The organism is Clavibacter michiganensis (assembly GCF_021216655.1).
Lineage (GTDB): Bacteria > Actinomycetota > Actinomycetes > Actinomycetales > Microbacteriaceae > Clavibacter > Clavibacter michiganensis.
Window position 1 is genome coordinate 2,455,818 of sequence record NZ_CP080437.1, and the last position, 20,272, is coordinate 2,476,089.

Here is a 20,272-nt window from a genome sequence, read left to right on the forward strand (position 1 = left end):
TGGTGGCGATCACGAGATGAGACCTTCCTGAGGTGACGAGATGCATCGGGTGCAGAGACGAAGACGAACGGCTGCGCTCAGCCCTTGAGCCCGCCTGCGAGCAGGTCCGCCCGCCAGAAGCGCTGGAGGACGAGCACCAGGATGATGAGCGGGATCACGGACACCGCCGAGCCGATGATCACCAGCGGGTAGAGGGAGGTGTCGCCGGCACCCTTGGAGAGGAACGTGTAGAGGCCGAGAGTCAGCGGGTACTTGTCCTGGTCGGACAGCATGATGAACGGCAGCAAGAAGTTGTTCCAGATCCCGACGAACTGGAGCAGGAACACCGTGACGAGCCCCTGAGTCATCATCGGCAGCGCGATGAACCCGAAGATCCGCACTTCACCAGCACCATCGAGCCGCGCGGCCTCGAGCGTGTCCTCGGGGACGGCGGCGGTCGCGAATACGCGGCAGAGGAAGATCCCGAACGGGTTGATGAGCACGGGCAACAGCACCGACCAGTGGGTGCCGGCCAGGCCGATGGCGGCCATCAACAGGTACTGCGGGACGGCGAGGACGATGCCGGGCACGAGCACCCCGGCGAGGATCACGGTGAACAGCGCCTCACGCCCGCGGAAGCGGAACTTGGACAGCGCATAGCCGCCCATGGCGGAGATCAACGTCGACAGCACCGCGCCGACTCCTGCGTAGAGAAGGCTGTTCAGCGACCACAGCCAGAACTGCCCGCCGCCATAGGAGCTGAGGTTGGCGAAGTTGTCGAGCAGCCCGGTGCCGGGGGCGAACGAGAACGACGTGAAGAGCTCACGCGGCGACTTCGACGACGCGATCACGACCCAAGCGACGGGGATAAGGCAGTAGAGCGCGCCCAGGATCAGGATGATCGTGGCGAGGCGTGGTCGCTTGGCGGTGGTGCGACGCCGACGGGGCTGGCGGTCGCCCGTGCGGACGACCGCGGTGGCGGGGGCGGGGGCGGGGAGTGTGGTGGCCATCAGGCGTCTCCGAAGGTCCGGCGTTGGAAGAAGCGGAGCACGAGCAGGGAGAAGGCCAGGATCGCGGCGGCGAGGATGACCGACGCGGCCGCGGCGGCGCCCAAGTTGTCGTTGGTGAACGCGTCCTGGTAGATCTTCATCAGCGGCACCCACGTGCTGGAGATGCGGGGCGTGAACGGCCGTAGGGTCTGCGGTTCGCTGTACAGCTGCAGGGTCCCGATGACGGAGAACAGGCCCGTGAGCACGAGCGCGGGGGCGACGAGGGGCACCTTGATGCGCAGCGCAACCTGTAGCTCGGTCGCGCCGTCGATGCGGGCGGCTTCGTAGATCTCGGTGGGGATCGCGCGGAGCGAGGTGTAGATGATGATCATGTTGAAGCCGACCCCGGACCACAGCGCGATGTTCGCGAGGGAGAAGTAGAGGGTGGGGGTGCCGAAGAAGTTCAGTGCGCCGCCGCCGAGCGCGCGGGAGATGTCGCTGAGAGGGCTGGTGCTAGGGAGGTAGAGGAACCCCCAGAGCAGGCTCGCGATCACGCCGGGGACGGCGAAGGGGAGGAAGATCGCGGTGCGCGAGAAGCTCTGGAGTCGGATGCGGGGAGTGTCCAAGAGCAGGGCGAACAGGAGCGCGAGCCCCAGGACGCTGGGGATGGAGATGGCTCCGTAGAGCAGCACTCGGCCGAGGCCCGCGACGAACTCGGTGTCTGTGAGCGCGGTGATGTAGTTCTCGAAGCCGATGAAGGTCTCCTCGCGGCGTCCGAAGGCGCCTCCGGCGCTGACGCGGAAGCCGCGGAAGCTGAGGTAGATCGCGTAGATGATCGGGATGATGAGGAACGCGGCGAACAGGATGATCGCCGGTGCGGCGAACATCCACGGTGTCAGCGCTCCTCGGAGCGGGCGACGGCGCCGCGGTCGCCCCGTGGTGGGGCGCGGGGGAGGCGCGATGGTGGCGGTGGGCGATGACATCAGTGTCCAGACTCGAGTGCCGGGTGAGCGGAGGGGGAGGGGCTGCGACTGTGGGCGCAGCCCCTCCGGGGGGCTACTCCTTGACGGAGTAGCCGGTCTTCTTCAGGTCGGCGACGACGGCGTCCTGGGTTGCGGTGTACACGTCGCGGAACGACGTGCCGTTCAGGGCCGCGGCGTTCATGGCGTCGTTGAACACGGTCTGCGCGACGTTGACGTTGGGTCCCCAGGTGACGGGGATGGTGGTGTCCTCGATGACCTGGTCGGCGATCTGGTAGAAGTCGGCCTGGTCCGGCATGAGTGCCGGCGGCGAGCTCTCGGCGGTCGCTTCGCGTCCGCCGTTGCCGCCCGGGTACAGGTCGAGCGTCAGCAGGAGCTTCGAGCCCTCATCGGACGTCGACAGCCAAGTGGCGAACTTCGCGGCGGCCTCGGAGTCCGAGGACTTCTCCGGCACGAAGTAGGCCGACCCGCCGATGAACGGGACTGATGCATCGCCTTCAGTCCACTGGGGAAGCGGCGCGGACTCCCACTTGCCGGCCGTGTCGGGGGCGACGGCGTTGATGACGCTGGGCACCCAGGACGCTGCGGCCCAGGAGAGGACCTTGCCGTCGTTGATCTCCGCGTTCCACTCGGGGGTGACGAGGGCCTCGACCTTGACGAGGTCGCGCTCGACGAGGTCCTGCCAGAAGTCGGCGGTCGCGAGCGACTCCTCGCTGTCGATGCCGACCTTCCAGGTGTCTCCGTCGTTGGTCCACCACTCGGCGCCGGCCTGCGCCGCTTGGGCGGCAAAGAACTGGAACTCGCCCGGGTCGAAGCTGGAGATGTAGACCGTGGGGTCTGCGGTGTGGATCTTCTCGGCCGCGTCGGCGTACTCCGCCCACGTGGTGGGGACCTCTACTCCGTACTGCTCAAGGAGGTCCTTGCGGTAGGTGAACATGGCGGGGCCGATGTCCTGCGGGACGCCGTAGACACGGTCGTCGAAGGTCGTGAGGTCCCAGATGTTGTCCGCGACGTCGCCCTTCGCATCGGCGACGTCGTCGGTGATGTCCTTCACGACACCGGCCACGACGAGTGACGGCAGGGCCCGATACTCGACCTGGACGATGTCTGGGGTCTCGTCGGCACGATCGGCAGCGAGCAGCTTCGAGGACGTGTCGGCGGTGCCGCCGACCTCGGAGAGCTTGACGGTCACGTCGGGGTTGAGCTCGTTGTAGCGGTCGACGATTGCCTGCGCCTTGGGGTCGTTGCCCTTGACGGAGTACGTCCAGAAGTCGAGCGTCACCGGGCCGTCGGCCGCGGCGTCTCCACTGGCACCGGCGGAGCAGGCCGAGAGCGAGAGGGTGAGCGCTCCGGCCGCGGCGAGGGCCAGGACGAGGGGGCGGCGTCGACGGGCCTTCGAAGCCGTTCGGCGTGCGTGGGGGCGCGGTGCTGACATGTCACATCTCCTTCGACGTGTGCGAGGCGGAAGGGGAACCAACCTCGGGGTGCGTATGCCCATCGTGTTGTTAACGTTGCCATACTGTCAAGTGTTCACGTTGTCATCGTTATGAAGACGCCGATCGCCGCCGCTTGGAGTCCCACCATGAGCACCTTCCAAAATCCCGTCCTCACGGGGATGAACCCGGATCCGTCCCTCTGCGCCGTGGGGGATGAGTTTTTCCTCGTCACGTCGTCGTTCGCGTATTGGCCGGGGATTCCCGTGCACCGCAGCCGGGATCTCGTGCACTGGGAGCAGATCGGTCATGTCCTTGACCGGCCGGAGCAGATCGACCTGTCCGGGATCGACACGTCCGATGGGATCTGGGCGCCGACCATCCGGCATCACGACGGTATCTTCTACGTCGTCTCCACCGTCGCTCGGGATCGCCGAGGCGGCGTGAACTTCGTGACGACGGCCTTGGACGCGGCAGGGCCGTGGATGCAGCCGGTCGTCCTGGACGCCGAGGGCATCGACCCATCCCTGTTCTTCGACGATGACGGACGGTGCTGGTTTACCGCCTGTCGGGATGCGGAAGACCCCTTCCTCAGAGGGCCTGCTGAGCTATACATCCAGGAGCTCGACCTCGAGACCCTGCAGCTGACCGGGCCGCTACACGTGCTCTGGAACGGTGCTGTCGCCGGCGCGTGGGCCGAAGCACCACACATCTACAAGCGCGATGGCGTGTACTACCTCATCGCAGCTGAGGGAGGGACGGAGCGAAACCACTCGGTGACCGCGGCCCGATCTGCGACGGTGACGGGCCCATACCGGACGGACCCACGAAGCCCTCTTCTCACGCACCGGCACCTCGGCCCCGAAGCGGTCTTCCAGAACGTCGGGCACGCCGACATCGTGGAGACCCCAGCGGGGGAGACATGGGCTCTCGTCCTCGCCACCCGTCCTCTCGACGGGGCGCACACCCTCGGGCGCGAGGTCTTCCTGGTTCCCGCCGAATGGACCGACGACGGCCTGCTGCTGGCACCCGGCTTCGGCCATGTCCGAGAGATGGAGCGTGCCCCGATCAGCATGCTCAGCGACGCCCCCACTCCCGACGCCCCTTCTGTCGAGCGAGAGCTCTTCGAGGGTGCAGGACTTCCGCCCGGGTGGCGAAGCCTGCGGGGTCCTGTTCGCGGGCAAGAGCAGGCCTGCGGTGCCGGAGTGTCCCTGAGGGCGTCGTCCGACGATCTCTCGGACCGCGGCACGCCCTCGTTCCTGGCGCGTAGGCAAGAGCACCAGAGCTTCGAGGCGCGAACGTCCGTGTCCTTCCGCCCGCAATCGTCATCGAACGAAGCTGGTCTGGCGGTGTTCTATGACGAGCGACACTTCGCGACGCTCGCCGTGACCTTGGATGAGGACGGACGGCCAATTGTGCGCTTCCAGCGGTCCGGCACTTCGGGCACCAGCGGCGAGGTCGCGGTTACTCCGGACGGCGAGATGCTGCTCCGCGTGATTGGAGACCTTGACGCATACGTGTTCTCGTGTTGGGACGAGCGCCAGGGAGACTGGCTCACGCTTGGCAAGGTACCCCGCGCGTGGTTCAGCACCGAGCACGCCGGCGGCTTTGTGGGCGTACACGTGGGCCTGTACGCGGTGGGTGCAGGGGAAGACGCCGCCGAAACCGCCCTGTTTCCCTGGTTCGAGTACATCTCTGCCTCGGGTCAGGCACGGATGCCATCGTCACGCGCCGTGCTCGCTATCAGTTAGCGACCATTGGCGTGCCCAGCATCCAAGAGAATGCGGGCATGTCCCCGCTTCGTGTCGAGTGCATCGCCAAGACAACTTGCCTATGACCGCCCCCTCCGTCCAGCTCTACACGGTCCGCGACGCTGTCTCCGCGGACCTGCAGGGCGCCGTCGCCCGCGTCGCCGAGATCGGCTACACGCAGGTCGAGCCGTACGCGTTCGTCGAGCGCGCCGACGAGTTCGCCGCCGCGTTCGCCGCGTCCGGCGTCACCGCGCCCTCCGGCCACGCGCCCGTCATCGACGGCGACGACGACCAGGCCGCCCGCACGTTCGACGCCGCCGCGAAGCTCGGGATCCAGACGGTCATCGACCCCTTCATCCCCTCCGAGCGCTGGCAGACCGCCGACGACGCGCACAGGATCGCCGACCGGGTCAACGAGCTGCAGGTGCAGGCCGCCGCGCGCGGACTCGCCTTCGGGTACCACAACCACCAGTGGGAGTTCGCGAACAAGGTCGACGGACGCCCGATCTACGAGCTGTTCGTCGAGCGCCTGGACGCGGACGTCGTGCTCGAGCTCGACGCGTTCTGGTCGACCGTGGGCGGCATGGACACGCCCGCCCTCCTGGAGCAGCTCGGTGACCGCGTGCGGTTCCTGCACGTGAAGGACGGCAAGATCTCCGACGCGATCGCCAAGGTGCTGCCGAGCGCCGAGTCCGCGCTCGTCGTGCCGCCTGAGCTCGCGCAGGCCTTCAAGATGCAGGAGCCCGCCGGCCAGGGCGACGTCGACGTCGCCGCCGTGCTGGCCGCCGCACCCCACGCGCTGCGCGTCGTCGAGTTCGACGACTACGCCGGCGACGTGTTCGACGGCATCGCGGCATCGCTCGCCTGGCTGCAGGAGAACGACAAGTGACCGGCGGCACCGGCCGCGTCGGCGTCGGCGTCATCGGCGCGGGCGTCATCTCGGGCACGTATCTCGAGAACATGACGGCGATGCCGGACCTCGAGGTCCTGTTCGTCGCCGACATCGACCTCGACCGCGCCCGCTCGCGCGCCGAGGAGCACGGCGTGCCGAACCACGGCACCGTCGACGATCTGCTCGCGATGGACGAGATCGAGATCGTCGTGAACCTCACGCTCCCGGCCACGCACGCGGAGGTCGGCCGGCGGATCGTCGCGGCCGGCAAGCACGTGTGGAGCGAGAAGCCGCTGGCGCTGGACCACGAGTCCGGCCAGGACCTGCTCGAGGCGGCGCGTGCCGCCGGCGTGCAGGTCGCGTGCGCGCCCGACACCGTGCTCGGCGCGGGGATCCAGTCGGCCATGCGCGCCATCGCCCGCGGCGACATCGGCGAGCCGCTCACCGCGACGACGCTGTTCCACGTGCCCGGCCCCGACGCCTGGCACCCGAACCCCGAGTTCCTGTTCGCGAAGGGCGCCGGGCCCCTGTTCGACATGGGCCCGTACTACGTCACCACGCTCGTGCACGCCTTCGGCGCGGCGGAGACGGTGAGCGCGGTCTCCTCGACCTCGCGCACCACGCGCACCATCGGCAGCGGACCCCGCGCGGGCACCGACTTCCCGGTGGAGGTGCCGACGCACCACGCGGCGCTCATCTCGTTCGCGGGCGGGCAGTCGGCGCAGTCGACCTTCAGCTTCCAGAACGCGCTGCCGCGCATGGGCTTCGTCGAGATCTCGGGCAGCGAGGGCACCATCGTGCTCCCCGACCCGAACACGTTCGAGGGCGACAGCCAGCTGTGGCGCTTCGGGCAGGAGGGGCCGGAGACGCTGACGGCCGTCGGATCCACGTACGGCCGCGGATCCGGCGTGCTGGACCTCGCGCGCAGCATCCGCGGCGGCGACCCGGTGCGCGCATCCGGCGAGGTCGCGGCGCACGTGCTCGACGTGCTGCTCGCGATCCGCGACGCGGCCGACAGCCGCGAGGTCGTGGAGGTCGCGTCGAGCGTCGCGAAGCCGACGCCGCTCGCGGAGGACTGGGACCCGGCGGCAGCGACGCTGTAGCGCGGCACCCGCTCGCGACGGCCCCGCATCCGGTGACGGATGCGGGGCCGTCCCGCGCTCGGCACCCGGCGGCACCCGGAGGAGACTGGACCCATGCAGCTGCACCGCGTCACCACCGGAGCCGGCGCGCGCCACGTCGGCCTCGTGCACGGCCTCGGCGCGGACGGCGCGACCTGGGCGCCCGTCGTCGAGCGGCTCGTCGCGACCGGCCGCTTCACCGTCACGACCGTCGACCTGCGCGGGCACGGCCAGAGCGACCGGGCGCCGGCCTACGGCATCGAGGACATGGCCGACGACCTCGTGGCGTCGCTGCCGCGCGGGCTCGACGCGGTCGTCGGGCACTCGCTCGGCGGATCCGTGCTGGTGCGCGCCGTCGCCCGGCTCGAGCCCGCGCGCGCGATCTACCTCGACCCCGGGTTCCGGCTCGCGCTGCCGACCACGGGGATCCGCGGCCGCCTGTTCTGGGCGGCGCCGCTCGTGGGGCTCGCCGCCGCGCAGATCCCGCGGGCCCGGGCCGCCGCCCGCGTGCGCGCGGCCTACCCGGCGTCCGTCCGCGCATCGCTCGACGCCGCGCAGGCGCGCTTCGACCGCGGCATGGCGGTCGGCGTCTTCCGCGACGTGGCCTTCCACCCGCTCGCGGTGAGCGCGCCGGCGGTCCCCTCCACGCTGGTGCTCTCCGACGACGCGCCCTCGGTGCTGCCCGACGCCTGCGCGGCGGATCTCGAACGGCACGGCTGGGACGTGCGCCGGCTGCCGGGGATCCACCACGACATGCAGCTCGAGGACCCGGACCGGGTGCTCGCCGCGATCGAGGACGTACTGTGACGGACGACGCGCGCCCCGACCGCCCCGCCGACGCCGAGATCGCCGCCCGTCTGGCCGCCGCCCTCCGCTCGCCCGACCCGTCCGCCCGGCTGCAGGCCGCGCTCACCGCGGGCACCCGGCCGGATCCCGCGCTCGTCGAGGGCCTCATCCACCGGTGCCGCGTCGAGCCCGACCTCAACGTGCGCGAGATGCTCACGTGGGCGCTGATCCGGCACGACGAGGAGCTGACGATCCCGCCGCTCATCGCCGAGCTGGCGTCGCCCATCCCGCAGGCCCGCAGCCAGGCGCTGCACACGCTCTCCAAGATCGGCGACCGGCGCGCGCTGCCCGCCATCACGCCCGCGCTGCTGCGGGATCCCGACGACCACGTGGCGCGCACCGCGTGGCGCACGGCATCCGGACTCGTCGACGGCGACCGGGATCCGGCCGGTGCGCGCTGGCTCTCCCAGCAGCTCGCGTCGCAGCTCGGCCGCGGCGACCGCGACACGCAGGCGAGCCTCGCGCGGGCCTTCGCGAGCGTCGGCCGGGCGGCGCTGCCGGTCCTCGAGCGGTCGCGGCGCGCGGCGGACGCCCGGGTGCGGATCCATGCCCTCGCCGTGATCGCCCTGCACGACGACCCCGACCTCCGCTTCGACGAGGCCGTCGACGAGGCGAGGCGCAGCTCCTTCGGCGCGCACCTCGCCCGGCGGCCGGGCTTGCACCTCCCGTAGCGTCATGTGATCGGGTGGTCCCATGACCCACCCCGCCGAGACCCACCCCGCCGAGACCCACCCGACCGAGGGCGACCCCGTCGTGACCGCCACCCCGATCCCCATGCCGACCCCGCCGCGTCGGGTCCGGATCGGCGACGCCGCCGCGTTCGTCGGCATCACGCCGCGGACCATCCGCCACTACCACCAGATCGGCCTGATCCCCGAGCCCGAGCGGGGCACCGACGACCGCCGTCGGTACGGGTACGCCGACATGGTCCGGCTGATGTGGATCCGGCGCATGGCCGACGCGGGGATCGCCCTCGAGGACATCCGCGCCGCCTTCGCCGACCAGGAGGCAGGGGAGGGTGCCGCAGCCGCCGCGGATACCGCCGCCCACGCCGCCCCGGCCGCCGTCGGGGACGACGACGTCGCCGACGTCCTCGGCCGGCTCGAGGCGACCCTCGCGGCCCAGGAGGCGGAGCTGCGTCGGCAGCGGGACGCCGTGCGTCGGCTGCGCGCCCGGGGCAGCCGGCTCGGCCTGCTCTCCGACCTCGTCGCCCGCCGCCTCGAGGGCCTGCCCGAGGGAGCCCTCCGTCAGGCCGACCTCGACGCCCTGCTCGTCATGGAGCGCAGCCTCGGCACGCTCGTCGCGGCGCTGAACGCCACCCGGTACATCGCGGTCGCCACGCTGCCGGGACTGCGCGAGGCGTCGGACCGGGTCGACGCCGCCGAGGAGGCGCTCGACGATACGGTCGCCGTCGACGACCCCCGCGTGGCGGAGGTCGCGGCCGAGCGGCGCGCGTTCGAGGAGGCGCTGCAGGCGGCGATCGACGCGTCCGACCTCCCGCGGCAGGACGAGGAGCTCATCGCCGCCTGGGACGAGCTGCACCCCGACGGCGATGGCGACGAGGACGACGCCCGCGGCGGATCCGGCCGGCCCGCCCGGTCCCTGAGCACGATGGACGCCTTCACGAAGATGCCCTACGACTTCTCCCCGGCCCGCCTCCGGTCCATGGAGCTGGCCATGGACTTCGTGGTGTGGGGGCCGCCCGCGCGGTGAGCCGGCGTCGGCGTCGCGGATCCCGCGTCCGGGCCGATCGAGCCGCGGAGTAGGTTCGCGGCACGGCGCCCCGCGACGGGAGCGCCCGGATCCGCGTCCCGGCGCGGACGACGAGAGGCGCGCCATGGCCGAGATCGTGCTGTTCCATCACGTGCAGGGCGCGACCCCCGGGGTCCACGCCTTCGCCGACGCGCTCCGCGACGGCGGGCACACCGTGCACGTGCCCGACCTGTTCGACGGCGCGCTGCCCGAGTCCATCGAGGCGGGCCTCGCGCTGATGGCGGGCCTCGCCGACCACGTCGTCGCCGAGCGCACCGCACGGGCCCTCGACGGGCTGCCCGCGGACCTCGTCTACGCGGGCTTCTCGTGGGGCGGATCCATCGCGCAGCGCCTCGCGCAGACCCGCCCGGGCGCCCGCGGCGCGCTCCTCTACGAGTCCTTCGTGTCGCTGTCCGCCGAGTGGTCCTTCGGGCCCTGGCCGGCGGGGCTGCCGGTGCAGGTGCACGGCATGGCGCGGGATCCGTTCTTCGCGGGCGAGGGCGACCTCGACGCGGCCCGCGAGCTGGTCGCCGTGGTCGGCCCGGAGCTCGCCGAGGTCTTCGTCTACGACGGCGACGCGCACCTGTTCACGGACGCGTCGCTGCCTTCGTCGGATCCCGTCGCCACGGCCCTCGTGCTCGAGCGGTCGCTCGAGCTGCTGGCGCGGATCGGCTGAGCCGCCCGCTCATGCCGCGACGTGCGCGGCCTCGGGCGCCGCCGGCTCCTCCGTCGTGCGGGAGTCGCTGAGCGACAGCGCGCCGACCGTGGCGATCACGCCGGTCAGCACGGCGACCACGAGGTAGGCGGCGCGCTCGCCCGCGAAGAAGGAGCGGACCAGCTCGGCGCTCCACGCGCCCGCCGGGAGCGCGGTCGTGACGAGCGCCGCGATCAGGGTGCCGACGACCGCCGTGCCGAGGCTCGTGCCGAGCTCCTGCGCGGTGTCGTTGAGGGCGGCGCCGATGGAGGTGCGGTTCGCGGGCATCGCCTCGACGAGGGCGACCGCGCAGATGGTCATGATCGTCCGCAGCCCGATGGTGAACACGATCATCGACGCCATGATGGCGAGGTAGCCGTGCTCGACGGCCCAGGCCAGGCCGACGAGCCCGCCCACGAGGAAGCCGGTGCCGACGAGGCAGGCCATGCGGTGGCCGAGGCGGCTGGCGAGCCGCTCGGCGATCGGGCTCGCGGCGATCATCGTCACGATGATGGGCAGGTTCGCGAGGCCGGCCCGCATCGGGCTCCAGCCGTACGCGTACTGGAAGTGCAGGATCAGCCCGAACATGATGCTCGCGAACGCGACCGACGACCCGAGCTGCGTGAGCGCCGCGCCGCGGACGGGCCCGGCGCGGAAGATCGCGAGGTCGATCATGGGCGAGGCCGCGCGGCGCTCGCGGAGGACGAAGCCCGCGACCGCGGCGACGGCGCCGAGCGCGCAGGCGAGCGTGACGGGGGCGAGCCAGCCGCGCTCGACGCCGCTCGTGAGCGTGTAGCAGCCGAGCCCGATCGCGGCGACGGTGAGCACGGTGCCGGGCAGGTCGAGGCGCTCGGAGGTGAGGTCGTCGCGGCGGTCGGCCGGGATCCCGAGGCGGACGCCGATCCAGACGAGCAGCGCGAGCGGCGCGTTGATCACGAGCAGCCACTGCCAGCTGACGGCGCCGAGGATCGAGCCCCCGAGGAGCGGGCCGAGGACGAAGCCGGACATGCCGACGACCATGACGATGGTGATCGACCGCATGCGCAGCTTCTCGTCGTCGAACAGGCGGAAGATCAACGACATCGTGACGGGCGCCATGGCCGCGGCGGCAGCGCCGAGCGCCGCGCGCAGGGCGATGAGCTGGCCGATGTCGGTGACGAGGACGACGGCGACGCTGATGAGGCCGAAGGCAGCGAGGCCGATCAGCAGGACGCGACGGCGGCCGAACCGGTCGGCGGCCGAGCCCGCTGTGAGGAGCAGGCCGCCGAAGGTGAGCGAGTAGGCGCCCGTCACCCACTGGAGCCCCGTCGTGCCGCTGTCGAGCGCGCGCCCGATCGTCGGCAGCGCGATCGAGAGCAGCGTGTTATCGACCATCTCGACGAAGAAGGCCAGGCAGAGCGCGGCGAGCGGGATGGCCGCGGCGCGGAGGGAGGCGTAGCCGCGGGGTGGGGCGGTGGTGGTGATCGTGGGGGTGCTCATCGGGGTCTCTTCTCATCGAACGCCGTACGAGTATCGGACGACGTTCGATAGTATGGAACGACGTTCGGTAGGATGCAAGGCATGGCCGCGAATGGATCCCCGAAGACGGAGAGCACCCGCACGCCGCCCGCCCGCGCCCGAGGGCGCCAGCGGGCGTCGCACTCGCTCGACACCGTGCTGGCGGAGGCCATCGGGATCCTCGACGAGTCGGGGGAGAGGGCCTTGACCTTCCGCGCGCTGGCGGCTCGGCTCGGCGGGGGCGTGGCGAGCATCTACTGGTACGTCGCGAGCCGCGACGAGCTGCTCGAGAAGGTGACCGAGGAGGTGATGGGCCGGGTCCTCGCGGACACCGAGCGGCTGACCCACGGATCCGACCCGGTCGGCAACGTACGCGCCGTCGCCCTCGCGCTCTTCGACGAGCTCGTGCGCCGGCCCTGGTTCGGGCAGTACATGCTCCGGAACAACGGGCTGCAGCCGAACTCGATGCTGATGTACGAGCGCATCGGTCAGCAGCTCCTGGGGCTCGACCTCACGTCGCGGCAGCGCTTCCACGCGGTGTCGTCCATCGTCAGCTACGTGGTCGGGGTCGCGGCCGACCTCGCCGAGCCGCCGCCGCAGGAGTTCCTGGACAGCGGGCTGGACCGGGAGGGCTTCCTGGGGACGCTCGCCGACCGCTGGCGGGAGCTCGACCCCGACGAGTACCCGTTCGCCCACGACGCCGCGGGCGAGATGGCGACGCACGACGACCTCGACGTGTTCCGCTCCGGGCTCGACCTGCTGCTGGCCGGGGTGCGCCAGCAGGCGGGGCTGCCGCCGGCGTCGTCGTGAGCCGGGTCGTCGAGACCGGCGCCGGCTAGAGCGCGGGCACGGTCGCCAGCAGCTCCTGCGCCTCGCGACGCGCTTCCGCGATCCCGGCCGTCCCCAGCCCGCACGCCCGCAGGCACGTGGCCGCGATGGCGTCGCGGTCGACGTCGCCGGGCTCGCCGCGGCGACGCAGCTGGATCACGAGCTCGGCCAGCTGGATCAGCACGGCCCCCAGCGCCTCCGGCCCGATGGTCGCGCGGACGTCGGCGCTCGCCGCAGCCGTGCCGATGCGCCCGTACGCGTCCTGGAGCTCCCGGCGCTGCTGGCGGAAGCCGTCGTACCGCTCGCCCTGCACCTCCGGCAGCAGGTAGAGCGTGCCGATGTTGTGCGGGGTGTCGGCGAGCGTGCGGAAGTCGACCATCACGAGCGCGTGCAGGGCGGCGGCCGCGGTGGCGCGGTCGGGCACGAGGTCCTCGATGCCGCGGACCACGTCGAGGCTGGGGCGCACGGAGCGCGTGAGCAGCTCGACGAGCAGGTCGTCCTTGCCGGCGAAGTGGTAGTAGAGAGAGGCCTGCCGGATCCCGACCCGCTCCGCGATCGCGCGCGTCGACGTGCCGCTCAGGCCGTGCTCCGCGAAGAGCGCGGCGGCGGCGTCGAGGATCTGCTCGCGCGGGCTCAGCGGGGACCCGGCGTCGGGCACCGCGCGGGGGCGACCGACGCGGGCCGGCTTGTCGTCCTTGGCCATCCGGCCATCCTCGCAGGTGGGGATCATCCGGCGCCGATCACGGCGAGCACCTGCCCGGGCGCGACCTGCTCCCCGGACCGGATGTGGACGTCGAGCACGCGCCCCGCGACCGGCGCGCCGACGACGGACTCCATCTTCATGGCCTCGACCGCGAGCACGGCGTCGCCGACTCCGAGGAGATCGCCGGGGCGCACGTCCACCCGCCAGACGGTGGAGGTGAACGGCGCCGTCACGGCCGTTGCCCCAGGTGGGATCGGCACGGTCGCCGCCTCGACGACGGGCGGCTCGTCGCGCACGTCGAACTCGCCCGACAGGCGCCAGCGGGCCTTCTCCTCCTCGAACGCGCGCGTCTGCGTGTCGCGGAAGTCGCGGATCGACGCGTCGTTCGCGGCGAGGAACGCGTGGTGGTCGGCGATGGAGAACTCGCCGTCCTCCGTCTCATAGCGCCCGCGTCCGGCGTCCGTCTCGGCGCGCAGCTCGAGCAGCTCCTCCGCGCCGACCGGGTACCACTCGATGCGGTCGAAGAAGCGCAGCGCCCACGGGTCCTCCTGGAAGAGGCCGCCGCGGCGGAAGCGGTTCCAGATCTGCACGGTGCGGCCGACGAACTGGTACCCGCCCGGCCCCTCCATCCCGTAGATGCAGAGGTACGCGCCGCCGATGCCGACCGAGTTCTCGGCGGTCCACGTGCGCGCCGGGTTGTACTTCGTGGTCACCAGGCGGTGGCGCGGATCCAGCGGCGTGGCCACGGGAGCGCCGAGGTACACGTCGCCGAGGCCGAGCACGAGGTAGCTGGCGTCGAAGACCGTGCGGAAGACGTCGTCGACCGAGTCGAGGCCGTTGATCCGGCGGATGAACTCGATGTTCCACGGCGTCCAGGGCGCGTCGTCACGGACGCCCGCCATGTAGCGCTCGATCGCGAGGCGCGTCGCCGGGTCGTCCCACGACAGCGGCAGCCGCACCTTCCGCGACGGCACGACGAGCTGCCCGGTGGGCGGGATCTCGTCCTCCAGCTCCTGCAGCAGCCGCGTGACGGCCGTGGCCTTGAGCACGCGCGCGTCGGTGCGGACCTGCAGCGAGCGGATGCCCGGCGTCAGCTCGAGCACGCCGGGCGGCATGTGCTCCTGCAGGCGGGTCATGAGCGCGTGCACGCGCATGCGGAGCGCGATGTCGAGGGTCATGTCGCCGTACTCGACGAGCACGTTGTCGTCGCCGTCGCGGCGGTACGCGACGCCCGGGCGCGCATCCGTCGGCTCGAGCCGGCCGATCACGCCGTCGTCGCCGTCGCCGCCCGCGCGGATCACCTGGAGCGATGCGCGCGCGTCCACGAGCGACGCCGCCGCCGCCTCGGTGACGGGCACGAACCGCACGGTGTCGCCGGGCCGCAGCTGGCCGAGCTTCCACAGCTCGCCGCTCGCGACGACCGCCGGGCAGACGAACCCGCCGAGCGAGGGTCCGTCGGGGCCGAGGATGATCGGGGTGTCGCCCGTGAAGTCGATCGCGCCGACCGCGTACGGGGTGTCGTGGATGTTCGACGGGTGCAGCCCCGCCTCGCCGCCGTCCTCGCGGGCCCAGCCGGGCCGCGGGCCGATGAGCCGGATCCCGGTGCGCGCCGAGTTGTGGTGGACGCCGTAGTCGGTGGCGTAGAGCACGTCGATGTCGGCGCGCGTGAAGAAGTCGGGCGCCGCGTGCGGGCCCTCGGTGACGCCGATCTCCCACGTCGACGTGAGGGCGGGCCGGCGGTGCGCGGGCGTCGGGCCGCCGATGATCCCGAGGCGCGCGCCCGCGGGGAACGCGGGGTGGTCGGCGTCGGAGTCGGGGGATCCGGGCCGCAGCACGTCGCCCGCGAGCAGCGCCCGGCCCGCGTGCCCGCCGAAGCGGCCGAGCGTGAATGTGGACGCGGATCCGAGGTACGAGGGCACGTCGATCCCGCCGCGCACGGCGAGGAACAGGCGGAGCCCGGGTCCGTCGGCGCGGCCGATCGCGAGCGTCTGCCCGGCGGCGACCTCGAGCGGCTCCCACATCGGGGCCGGTTCGCCGTCGATCGTGACCGGTGCGGGCGCTCCCGTGACGGCCACGACGGACGCGGTCGAGAAGCGCAGCACGGGTCCGTCTGCCGTGATCTCGAGCCCCGGCGCGCCCTCCGGGTTGCCGACGGCGAGGTTCGCCTCCGCGAGCGAGACGGGATCGAACGGGCCGCTCGGCGGCACGCCGACCTGCCAGTACCCGAGCCGGCCGGGCAGGTCCTGCACGGTGGTCATGGTGCCGGGGGAGACCACGTCGATGCGCGGCGCCGGATCGTCCGTCTCGTCGAGCGTGGACGTGGAGTGCGTGGCGGTGCGCAGCTCGATGTCGTCGGTGAGCGCCCGCAGCAGGCCGATGTTCGTGACGATGCCGTCGATCCGCGACCCGTCGAGCGCCTCGCCGAGGAGGTCGAGCGCGTCGTCGCGGGTCTCGCCCGTGGCGATGACCTTGGCGAGCAGCGGGTCGTAGGAGGCGGAGACCTCGAGGCCGGTCTCGATCCAGCCGTCGACGCGGATCCCCGGTCCCGCCGGCAGCACGGCCTGCGTCACGAGGCCGCTCGAGGGCAGGTATCCCTTCGCCGGGTCCTCCGCGTAGACGCGGGCCTCGACGGCGTGGCCCTCCGGGATCCACTCCCGGGTGAAGAGGTCGTCGGGGAGCCCGGCGGCGCCGTCGCGCGCGAGCCGCAGCATGAGCTCCACGAGGTCGACGCCGTGCACCTCCTCCGTGACGGGGTGCTCGACCTGCAGGCGCGTGTTGACCTCCAGGAACGCGGCCTCCTCGCGCACCGGGTCGTAGACGAACTCGACCGTGCCGGCGCTGCGATAGGAGACCGACTCCGCGAGCGCGCGGGCCGAGTCGTGCAGCTGCGCGCGCACGCGGTCGGGCAGCGCGGGCGCGGGCGCCTCCTCGATCACCTTCTGGTTGCGGCGCTGGAGGGAGCAGTCGCGGTCGCCGATCACGGCCACGCGGCCCTGGCCGTCGCCCACGAGCTGCACCTCGACGTGCCGCGCCGGGCGCACGAGCCGCTCGAGGAAGATGCCGGTGGATCCGAACGCCGACTCCGCGAGCCGCGTCACCCGCCCGAACGCCTCCCGCACCTCGTCGGCCGTCGCGCACGCCTGCATGCCGATGCCGCCCCCGCCGCCCGTGGCCTTGAGCATCACGGGCAGGCCGATGCGCTCGGCCTCCGCGACCGCCTCGTCGGCGTCGGCGAGGAGCCCGGTGCCGGCGAGCAGGGGCACCCCGGCCGCCTCGGCCAGCTCGCGCGCCGTGTGCTTGGCGCCGAACGCGAGGATCTGGTCGGCGGTCGGCCCGACGAAGCGGATCCCCGCCTCCTCGCAGGCCGACGCGAACTCCAGGTTCTCGCTGAGGAACCCGTAGCCGGGGTGGATGAGGCCGGCGCCGGTCGCGCGCGCGGCCTCGATGATCGCGTCGATGCGCAGGTACGATTCGCGCGGTGCCGCCGGGCCCAGCCGCACGGCCTCGTCGGCCTCGCGCACGTGGGGAGCTGCCCGGTCGGCGTCGGAGAAGACCGCGACCGTGCGCATCCCCATGGCCTTCGCGGTGCGGATCACGCGGCACGCGATCTCGCCGCGGTTGGCGACGAGGACGGTGTCGAGGTCGAGCGCGCGGCGCTCGCCTGCTGCGCCGCTCTCGAGCGCGCTCACGGCTGCACCACGATCATCCGCAGCGGCGTGCAGCTGAAGTCGTTGCACGGGTTGTTCATCTGCGGGCAGTTGGAGACGATCACCAGCACGTCCCGCTCCGCGCGCAGGGCGACCCGCTTCCCGGGCGCGCTCATGCCGTCGACGATGCCGAGCGATCCGTCGGCCTCCACCGGCACGTTCATGAACCAGTTGATGTTCGACACGATGTCGGGCGCCCCCAGACCGTGCCGCGACGCCTCCGTGAGGAAGTTCTCGCGGCAGCCGTGCTGGTACGCGGTGTGGTGCCCGTAGCGGAGCGTGTTCGACTCCTTCGAGCACGCGCCGCCGAGGGTGTCCTGGCGGTCGATCTCGTTGCCGACCACGGTCATCAGCGGGCGGCCCTCGCTCGACATGAGAACGGTGCCGGTGCGGATGTACGCGTTGCCCTGCGCCACGAGGGTGTCGGGCACGCTGTAGCGCTCGTCCGGATCCTGGGCGTCGTAGATGAGGCAGTCGGCGGACTGGTTGCCGCCGACGTCCACGATCGTGAGCACCTCGCCGGCGCGCACCACGGCCGACCAGGGCGCGAGCGGCGCGACGCGGTCGTCGCGCACGACGGTGCCCTCGACGAGCGAGGATCCCCAGTCGAGCACCGCATCGGGCGCGTGGACGGCGCCGGTCGGGACGGGGGATGCCACGGTGCGGGTCATCAGGTTCCTCTCGCTTCGCAGTGGTCGATCGAGTTCAGGTAGGCCCGCGTCAGCTCCGGGGTCGCGTGGAAGCGCGCGTCGCCGGGGCCGGTGGGGGAGCCGCGCCACGCGTGGATCCGCAGCGGGCCGACGACGTGTTCGGGCCGGGGATCCAGCGGGTGCGGCACGTTCGCGATCAGCACGATGAGCGGCATCTCGGCCACGAGGGTCACGTGCGTGCCCGGCCCCGCGGATCCGGTGGGCCGCAGCGCGCCGTCGGCCTCCACCCGCACGCCCTGGAAGAAGGAGACGCCGGGCGGCAGGTCGCGCCGGGTGAGACCGTGCTTCGCGGCGGCCTTCACGAGCAGCGACCGGCCGCTCGGCGTGGGGCCCTCGGGCGCGGATCCGCCGTAGCGCCGGTCGTTGAGCGCGTCGGTCGAGGTGCCGCAGAGGGCGTCGTGGTGGCCGGAGTCGTCCTCGACGATGCTCGCGAGGATCCGCCCGTCGCCGCTCAGCAGCGGGGAGCCTTCGCCGAGGTACGCCTGCCACGGGATCTTCACGGTGTCGGCGACGTTGAGCCGCTCCCACGGCGCGAGTGCGTCGTGCAGCACGAGGTGCGCGCACGCGTCGCCCGTGGGGTCGTCGAACCGCAGGCGGGATCCGCGCGCCAGCACCCGGTGCGCGTACCCGCCCGGCGCCACGGTCTCGGCCCAGGTGAGCCCATCCGCCGCGACGCCGTCCGGCCGGGACGGGGAGGAGGACGCGGGCACGTACGGCATCCACTCGCTGCGGCGGTCGGCCTGCGCCCGGGCGTCGGCGCGGGAGGCGGTGACGCTGTCGGTCGTGCGCAGATCCCTCATCGGATGGACGCCCTCGCCGGCTCGACCACCGGGATCGTCGCCGTGGTCGGCACCTCGGTCAGCCGGATCGGCCCGTCGGAGCGGTGCCGCCACGCGTGGTAGCCCCAGCCCACGAGCAGCGTCGCGCCGATGAAGAGGAGCGCGCTGTACTGCAGCCACCACGACTCGCCCGTGAGGTCGTAGATCTCGGGGCGCGGCCAGATCAGGTTCACGGCCATCGCCGCCTGGAAGAGCACCGCGACGGCGTTGATCGGGATCCCCCAGCGGCCGAGCGTGAACAGCGGCTCGCCGTCCTCGTCGACGCCGCCGGCCGGGAACCGCCCGCGGATCCGGGCGACCAGCAGCGGCCCGGTGACGCCCAGGTAGGCGAGGTACAGCATCGCGATGCAGAGGCTCGAGAGCGCCGTGAAGATCGCCGACTGCCCGGCGTTGACCGCGAGCGCGAGCACCGCGCCGACCCCGACCACGACGGAGGTGAGCACCGGTGTGCCCGTGCGCGGCGACACCTTCGCGAGCTGGCGGTGGAACGGCAGCGCCTTCTCGCGGGCCATCGAGTAGATCATGCGCGTACCCGAGGTCTGCACGGCGAGCGTGCACGCGAACACCGCCACCGCGACCGCGCAGAGGAGGAGGCGGCCGCCCACCTCGCCGGCGACCGAGGTGATCACCCAGGCGAGGCCTTGCGTGGCGAGGTTCCCGTCGGTGAGGCTGGGCGCTGCGACGAGCGCGCCCACGATGAGGAGCGCCCCGCCGAGCCCGGAGACCGTGAGCGCGCGGATGATCGTCTTCGGCGTGGTCTTCCGGGGGCTGTGGGTCTCCTCGGCCAGCTCGCCCGCGGAGTCGAAGCCGACCATCACGTAGGCGGCCATGAGCGAGGAGGCCAGGAAGGCCCACACGTACGGCTCCTCGCTCGCGGATCCCGCGGTCGTGAAGACCACCTCGGGTCCCCGCTTCGGCAGCAGGAACAGCACGGCGACGAGCGCGACGACGCCGACCATCTCGATGGCGACGCCCGCGGTCGTGACCCGCGCCATGAGCCGCACGCTGAGGATGTTCACGACCGTCGTGATGGCCAGCATGATGATCCCGAGCAGCACCGCGTTCGCGGAGCCCGTGGGGGAGGCGACCGACGGATCCGCGCCCGGCCCGCCCACGATCTGGAACCCGGCCCAGATGGACGGCAGCACGGCCTGCACCGCGATGGCCGCGACGGCGACCGTGAGGATCTGGCCGACGATCATGGTCCAGCCGGTGAACCAGCCGAACGTGGTGCCCGCCAACCTGCTCGACCACTGGAAGATCGCGCCCGAGATCGGCCACGACGCGGCGAGCTGCGCGAAGTTCAGCGCCACGAGCAGCTGGCCGACGAACACGATCGGCCACGCCCAGAAGAAGGCCGCGCCACCCAGCCCGAAGCCGAGGCCGAAGAGCTGGAACACGGTCGTGAGGATCGAGACGAAGGAGAACCCGGCCGCGAAGGAGGAGAACGGACCGACGCCGCGATGCAGCTCCTGGGCGTAGCCGGGCGGGATGACGGGGGTGGGGGCCGACGGGTGCGGCGGGAGGTTCGGGGTGCTCAATGTTCTGGCC

Annotated in this window: 17 protein-coding genes; 8 read left to right on the top strand and 9 right to left on the bottom strand. The window is 72.2% G+C overall.

Features of this window, described 5'->3' with window-relative positions; translation table 11 throughout:
- Positions 1-77 precede the first annotated feature (77 nt).
- From K0V08_RS11575 to K0V08_RS11585, 3 genes are all read right to left on the bottom strand, one after another.
- A complete protein-coding gene (locus tag K0V08_RS11575) occupies positions 78-989 on the bottom strand; it encodes a carbohydrate ABC transporter permease (protein ID WP_011931326.1) in 912 nt (303 codons plus the stop codon).
- Entirely contained in the window at positions 989-1,951 is a 963-nt protein-coding gene (locus tag K0V08_RS11580; RefSeq protein ID WP_011931327.1) for a carbohydrate ABC transporter permease, read from the bottom strand. Before K0V08_RS11580 ends, K0V08_RS11575 begins: the two co-directional genes overlap by 1 nt.
- Positions 1,952-2,024: 73 nt before the next feature.
- Positions 2,025-3,383 (bottom strand): ABC transporter substrate-binding protein, encoded by a 1,359-nt coding sequence (locus K0V08_RS11585; RefSeq protein ID WP_011931328.1) that lies wholly within the window; start codon positions 3,381-3,383, stop codon positions 2,025-2,027.
- A 147-nt stretch (positions 3,384-3,530) separates the two neighbouring features.
- On the opposite strand from K0V08_RS11585, the gene K0V08_RS11590 reads away from it, so the two are divergent.
- The 7 genes from K0V08_RS11590 to K0V08_RS11620 all read left to right on the top strand — a co-directional run bounded on the left by K0V08_RS11590 (position 3,531) and on the right by K0V08_RS11620 (position 10,419).
- Positions 3,531-5,132 (top strand): glycoside hydrolase family 43 protein, encoded by a 1,602-nt coding sequence (locus K0V08_RS11590; RefSeq protein ID WP_011931329.1) that lies wholly within the window; start codon positions 3,531-3,533, stop codon positions 5,130-5,132.
- Positions 5,133-5,214: 82 nt separating this feature from the next.
- A complete protein-coding gene (locus K0V08_RS11595; protein WP_011931253.1) occupies positions 5,215-6,021 on the top strand; it encodes a sugar phosphate isomerase/epimerase family protein in 807 nt (268 codons plus the stop codon).
- Complete coding sequence (locus K0V08_RS11600; RefSeq protein ID WP_094182699.1) at positions 6,018-7,127, top strand: Gfo/Idh/MocA family protein; 1,110 nt, start codon at positions 6,018-6,020, stop codon at positions 7,125-7,127. Before K0V08_RS11595 ends, K0V08_RS11600 begins: the two co-directional genes overlap by 4 nt.
- 93 nt (positions 7,128-7,220) lie before the next feature.
- Positions 7,221-7,952 (top strand): alpha/beta fold hydrolase, encoded by a 732-nt coding sequence (locus K0V08_RS11605; protein ID WP_079535067.1) that lies wholly within the window; start codon positions 7,221-7,223, stop codon positions 7,950-7,952.
- Entirely contained in the window at positions 7,949-8,662 is a 714-nt protein-coding gene (locus K0V08_RS11610) for a HEAT repeat domain-containing protein (RefSeq protein ID WP_011931333.1), read from the top strand. Before K0V08_RS11605 ends, K0V08_RS11610 begins: the two co-directional genes overlap by 4 nt.
- 22 nt (positions 8,663-8,684) lie before the next feature.
- A complete protein-coding gene (locus tag K0V08_RS11615) occupies positions 8,685-9,704 on the top strand; it encodes a MerR family transcriptional regulator (protein ID WP_227324856.1) in 1,020 nt (339 codons plus the stop codon).
- A gap of 124 nt (positions 9,705-9,828) precedes the next feature.
- Positions 9,829-10,419 (top strand): dienelactone hydrolase family protein, encoded by a 591-nt coding sequence (locus K0V08_RS11620; RefSeq protein ID WP_079535066.1) that lies wholly within the window; start codon positions 9,829-9,831, stop codon positions 10,417-10,419.
- Positions 10,420-10,428: 9 nt separating this feature from the next.
- Here the strand turns inward: K0V08_RS11620 and K0V08_RS11625 are convergent, their stop codons facing one another.
- Complete coding sequence (locus K0V08_RS11625; RefSeq protein WP_079535065.1) at positions 10,429-11,916, bottom strand: MFS transporter; 1,488 nt, start codon at positions 11,914-11,916, stop codon at positions 10,429-10,431.
- Positions 11,917-11,997: 81 nt separating this feature from the next.
- Here K0V08_RS11625 and K0V08_RS11630 point away from each other — a divergent pair, with 81 nt between their 5' ends.
- A complete protein-coding gene (locus K0V08_RS11630; RefSeq protein ID WP_079535064.1) occupies positions 11,998-12,744 on the top strand; it encodes a TetR/AcrR family transcriptional regulator in 747 nt (248 codons plus the stop codon).
- A gap of 25 nt (positions 12,745-12,769) precedes the next feature.
- On the opposite strand, the gene K0V08_RS11635 is transcribed toward K0V08_RS11630, so the two are convergent.
- From K0V08_RS11635 to K0V08_RS11655, 5 genes are read right to left on the bottom strand one after another with little or no spacing between them, the layout of a single operon-like run.
- Positions 12,770-13,465, bottom strand: coding sequence for a TetR/AcrR family transcriptional regulator (locus K0V08_RS11635; RefSeq protein ID WP_079535063.1), 696 nt, complete (start codon positions 13,463-13,465; stop codon positions 12,770-12,772).
- 23 nt (positions 13,466-13,488) lie between these two features.
- Positions 13,489-17,154, bottom strand: coding sequence for an urea carboxylase (gene uca, locus K0V08_RS11640; protein WP_079535062.1), 3,666 nt, complete (start codon positions 17,152-17,154; stop codon positions 13,489-13,491).
- Entirely contained in the window at positions 17,151-17,843 is a 693-nt protein-coding gene (locus tag K0V08_RS11645; protein WP_079535061.1) for an urea amidolyase associated protein UAAP2, read from the bottom strand. The genes uca and K0V08_RS11645 overlap by 4 nt, the downstream gene beginning before the upstream one ends.
- Positions 17,843-18,682 carry an urea amidolyase associated protein UAAP1 gene (locus K0V08_RS11650; protein WP_079535060.1) on the bottom strand — a complete coding sequence of 280 codons (840 nt, stop codon included), beginning with the start codon at positions 18,680-18,682 and terminating at the stop codon, positions 17,843-17,845. The genes K0V08_RS11645 and K0V08_RS11650 overlap by 1 nt, the downstream gene beginning before the upstream one ends.
- Complete coding sequence (locus K0V08_RS11655) at positions 18,679-20,262, bottom strand: APC family permease (protein ID WP_079535059.1); 1,584 nt, start codon at positions 20,260-20,262, stop codon at positions 18,679-18,681. Before K0V08_RS11655 ends, K0V08_RS11650 begins: the two co-directional genes overlap by 4 nt.
- Between the last annotated feature and the right edge of the window lie 10 nt (positions 20,263-20,272).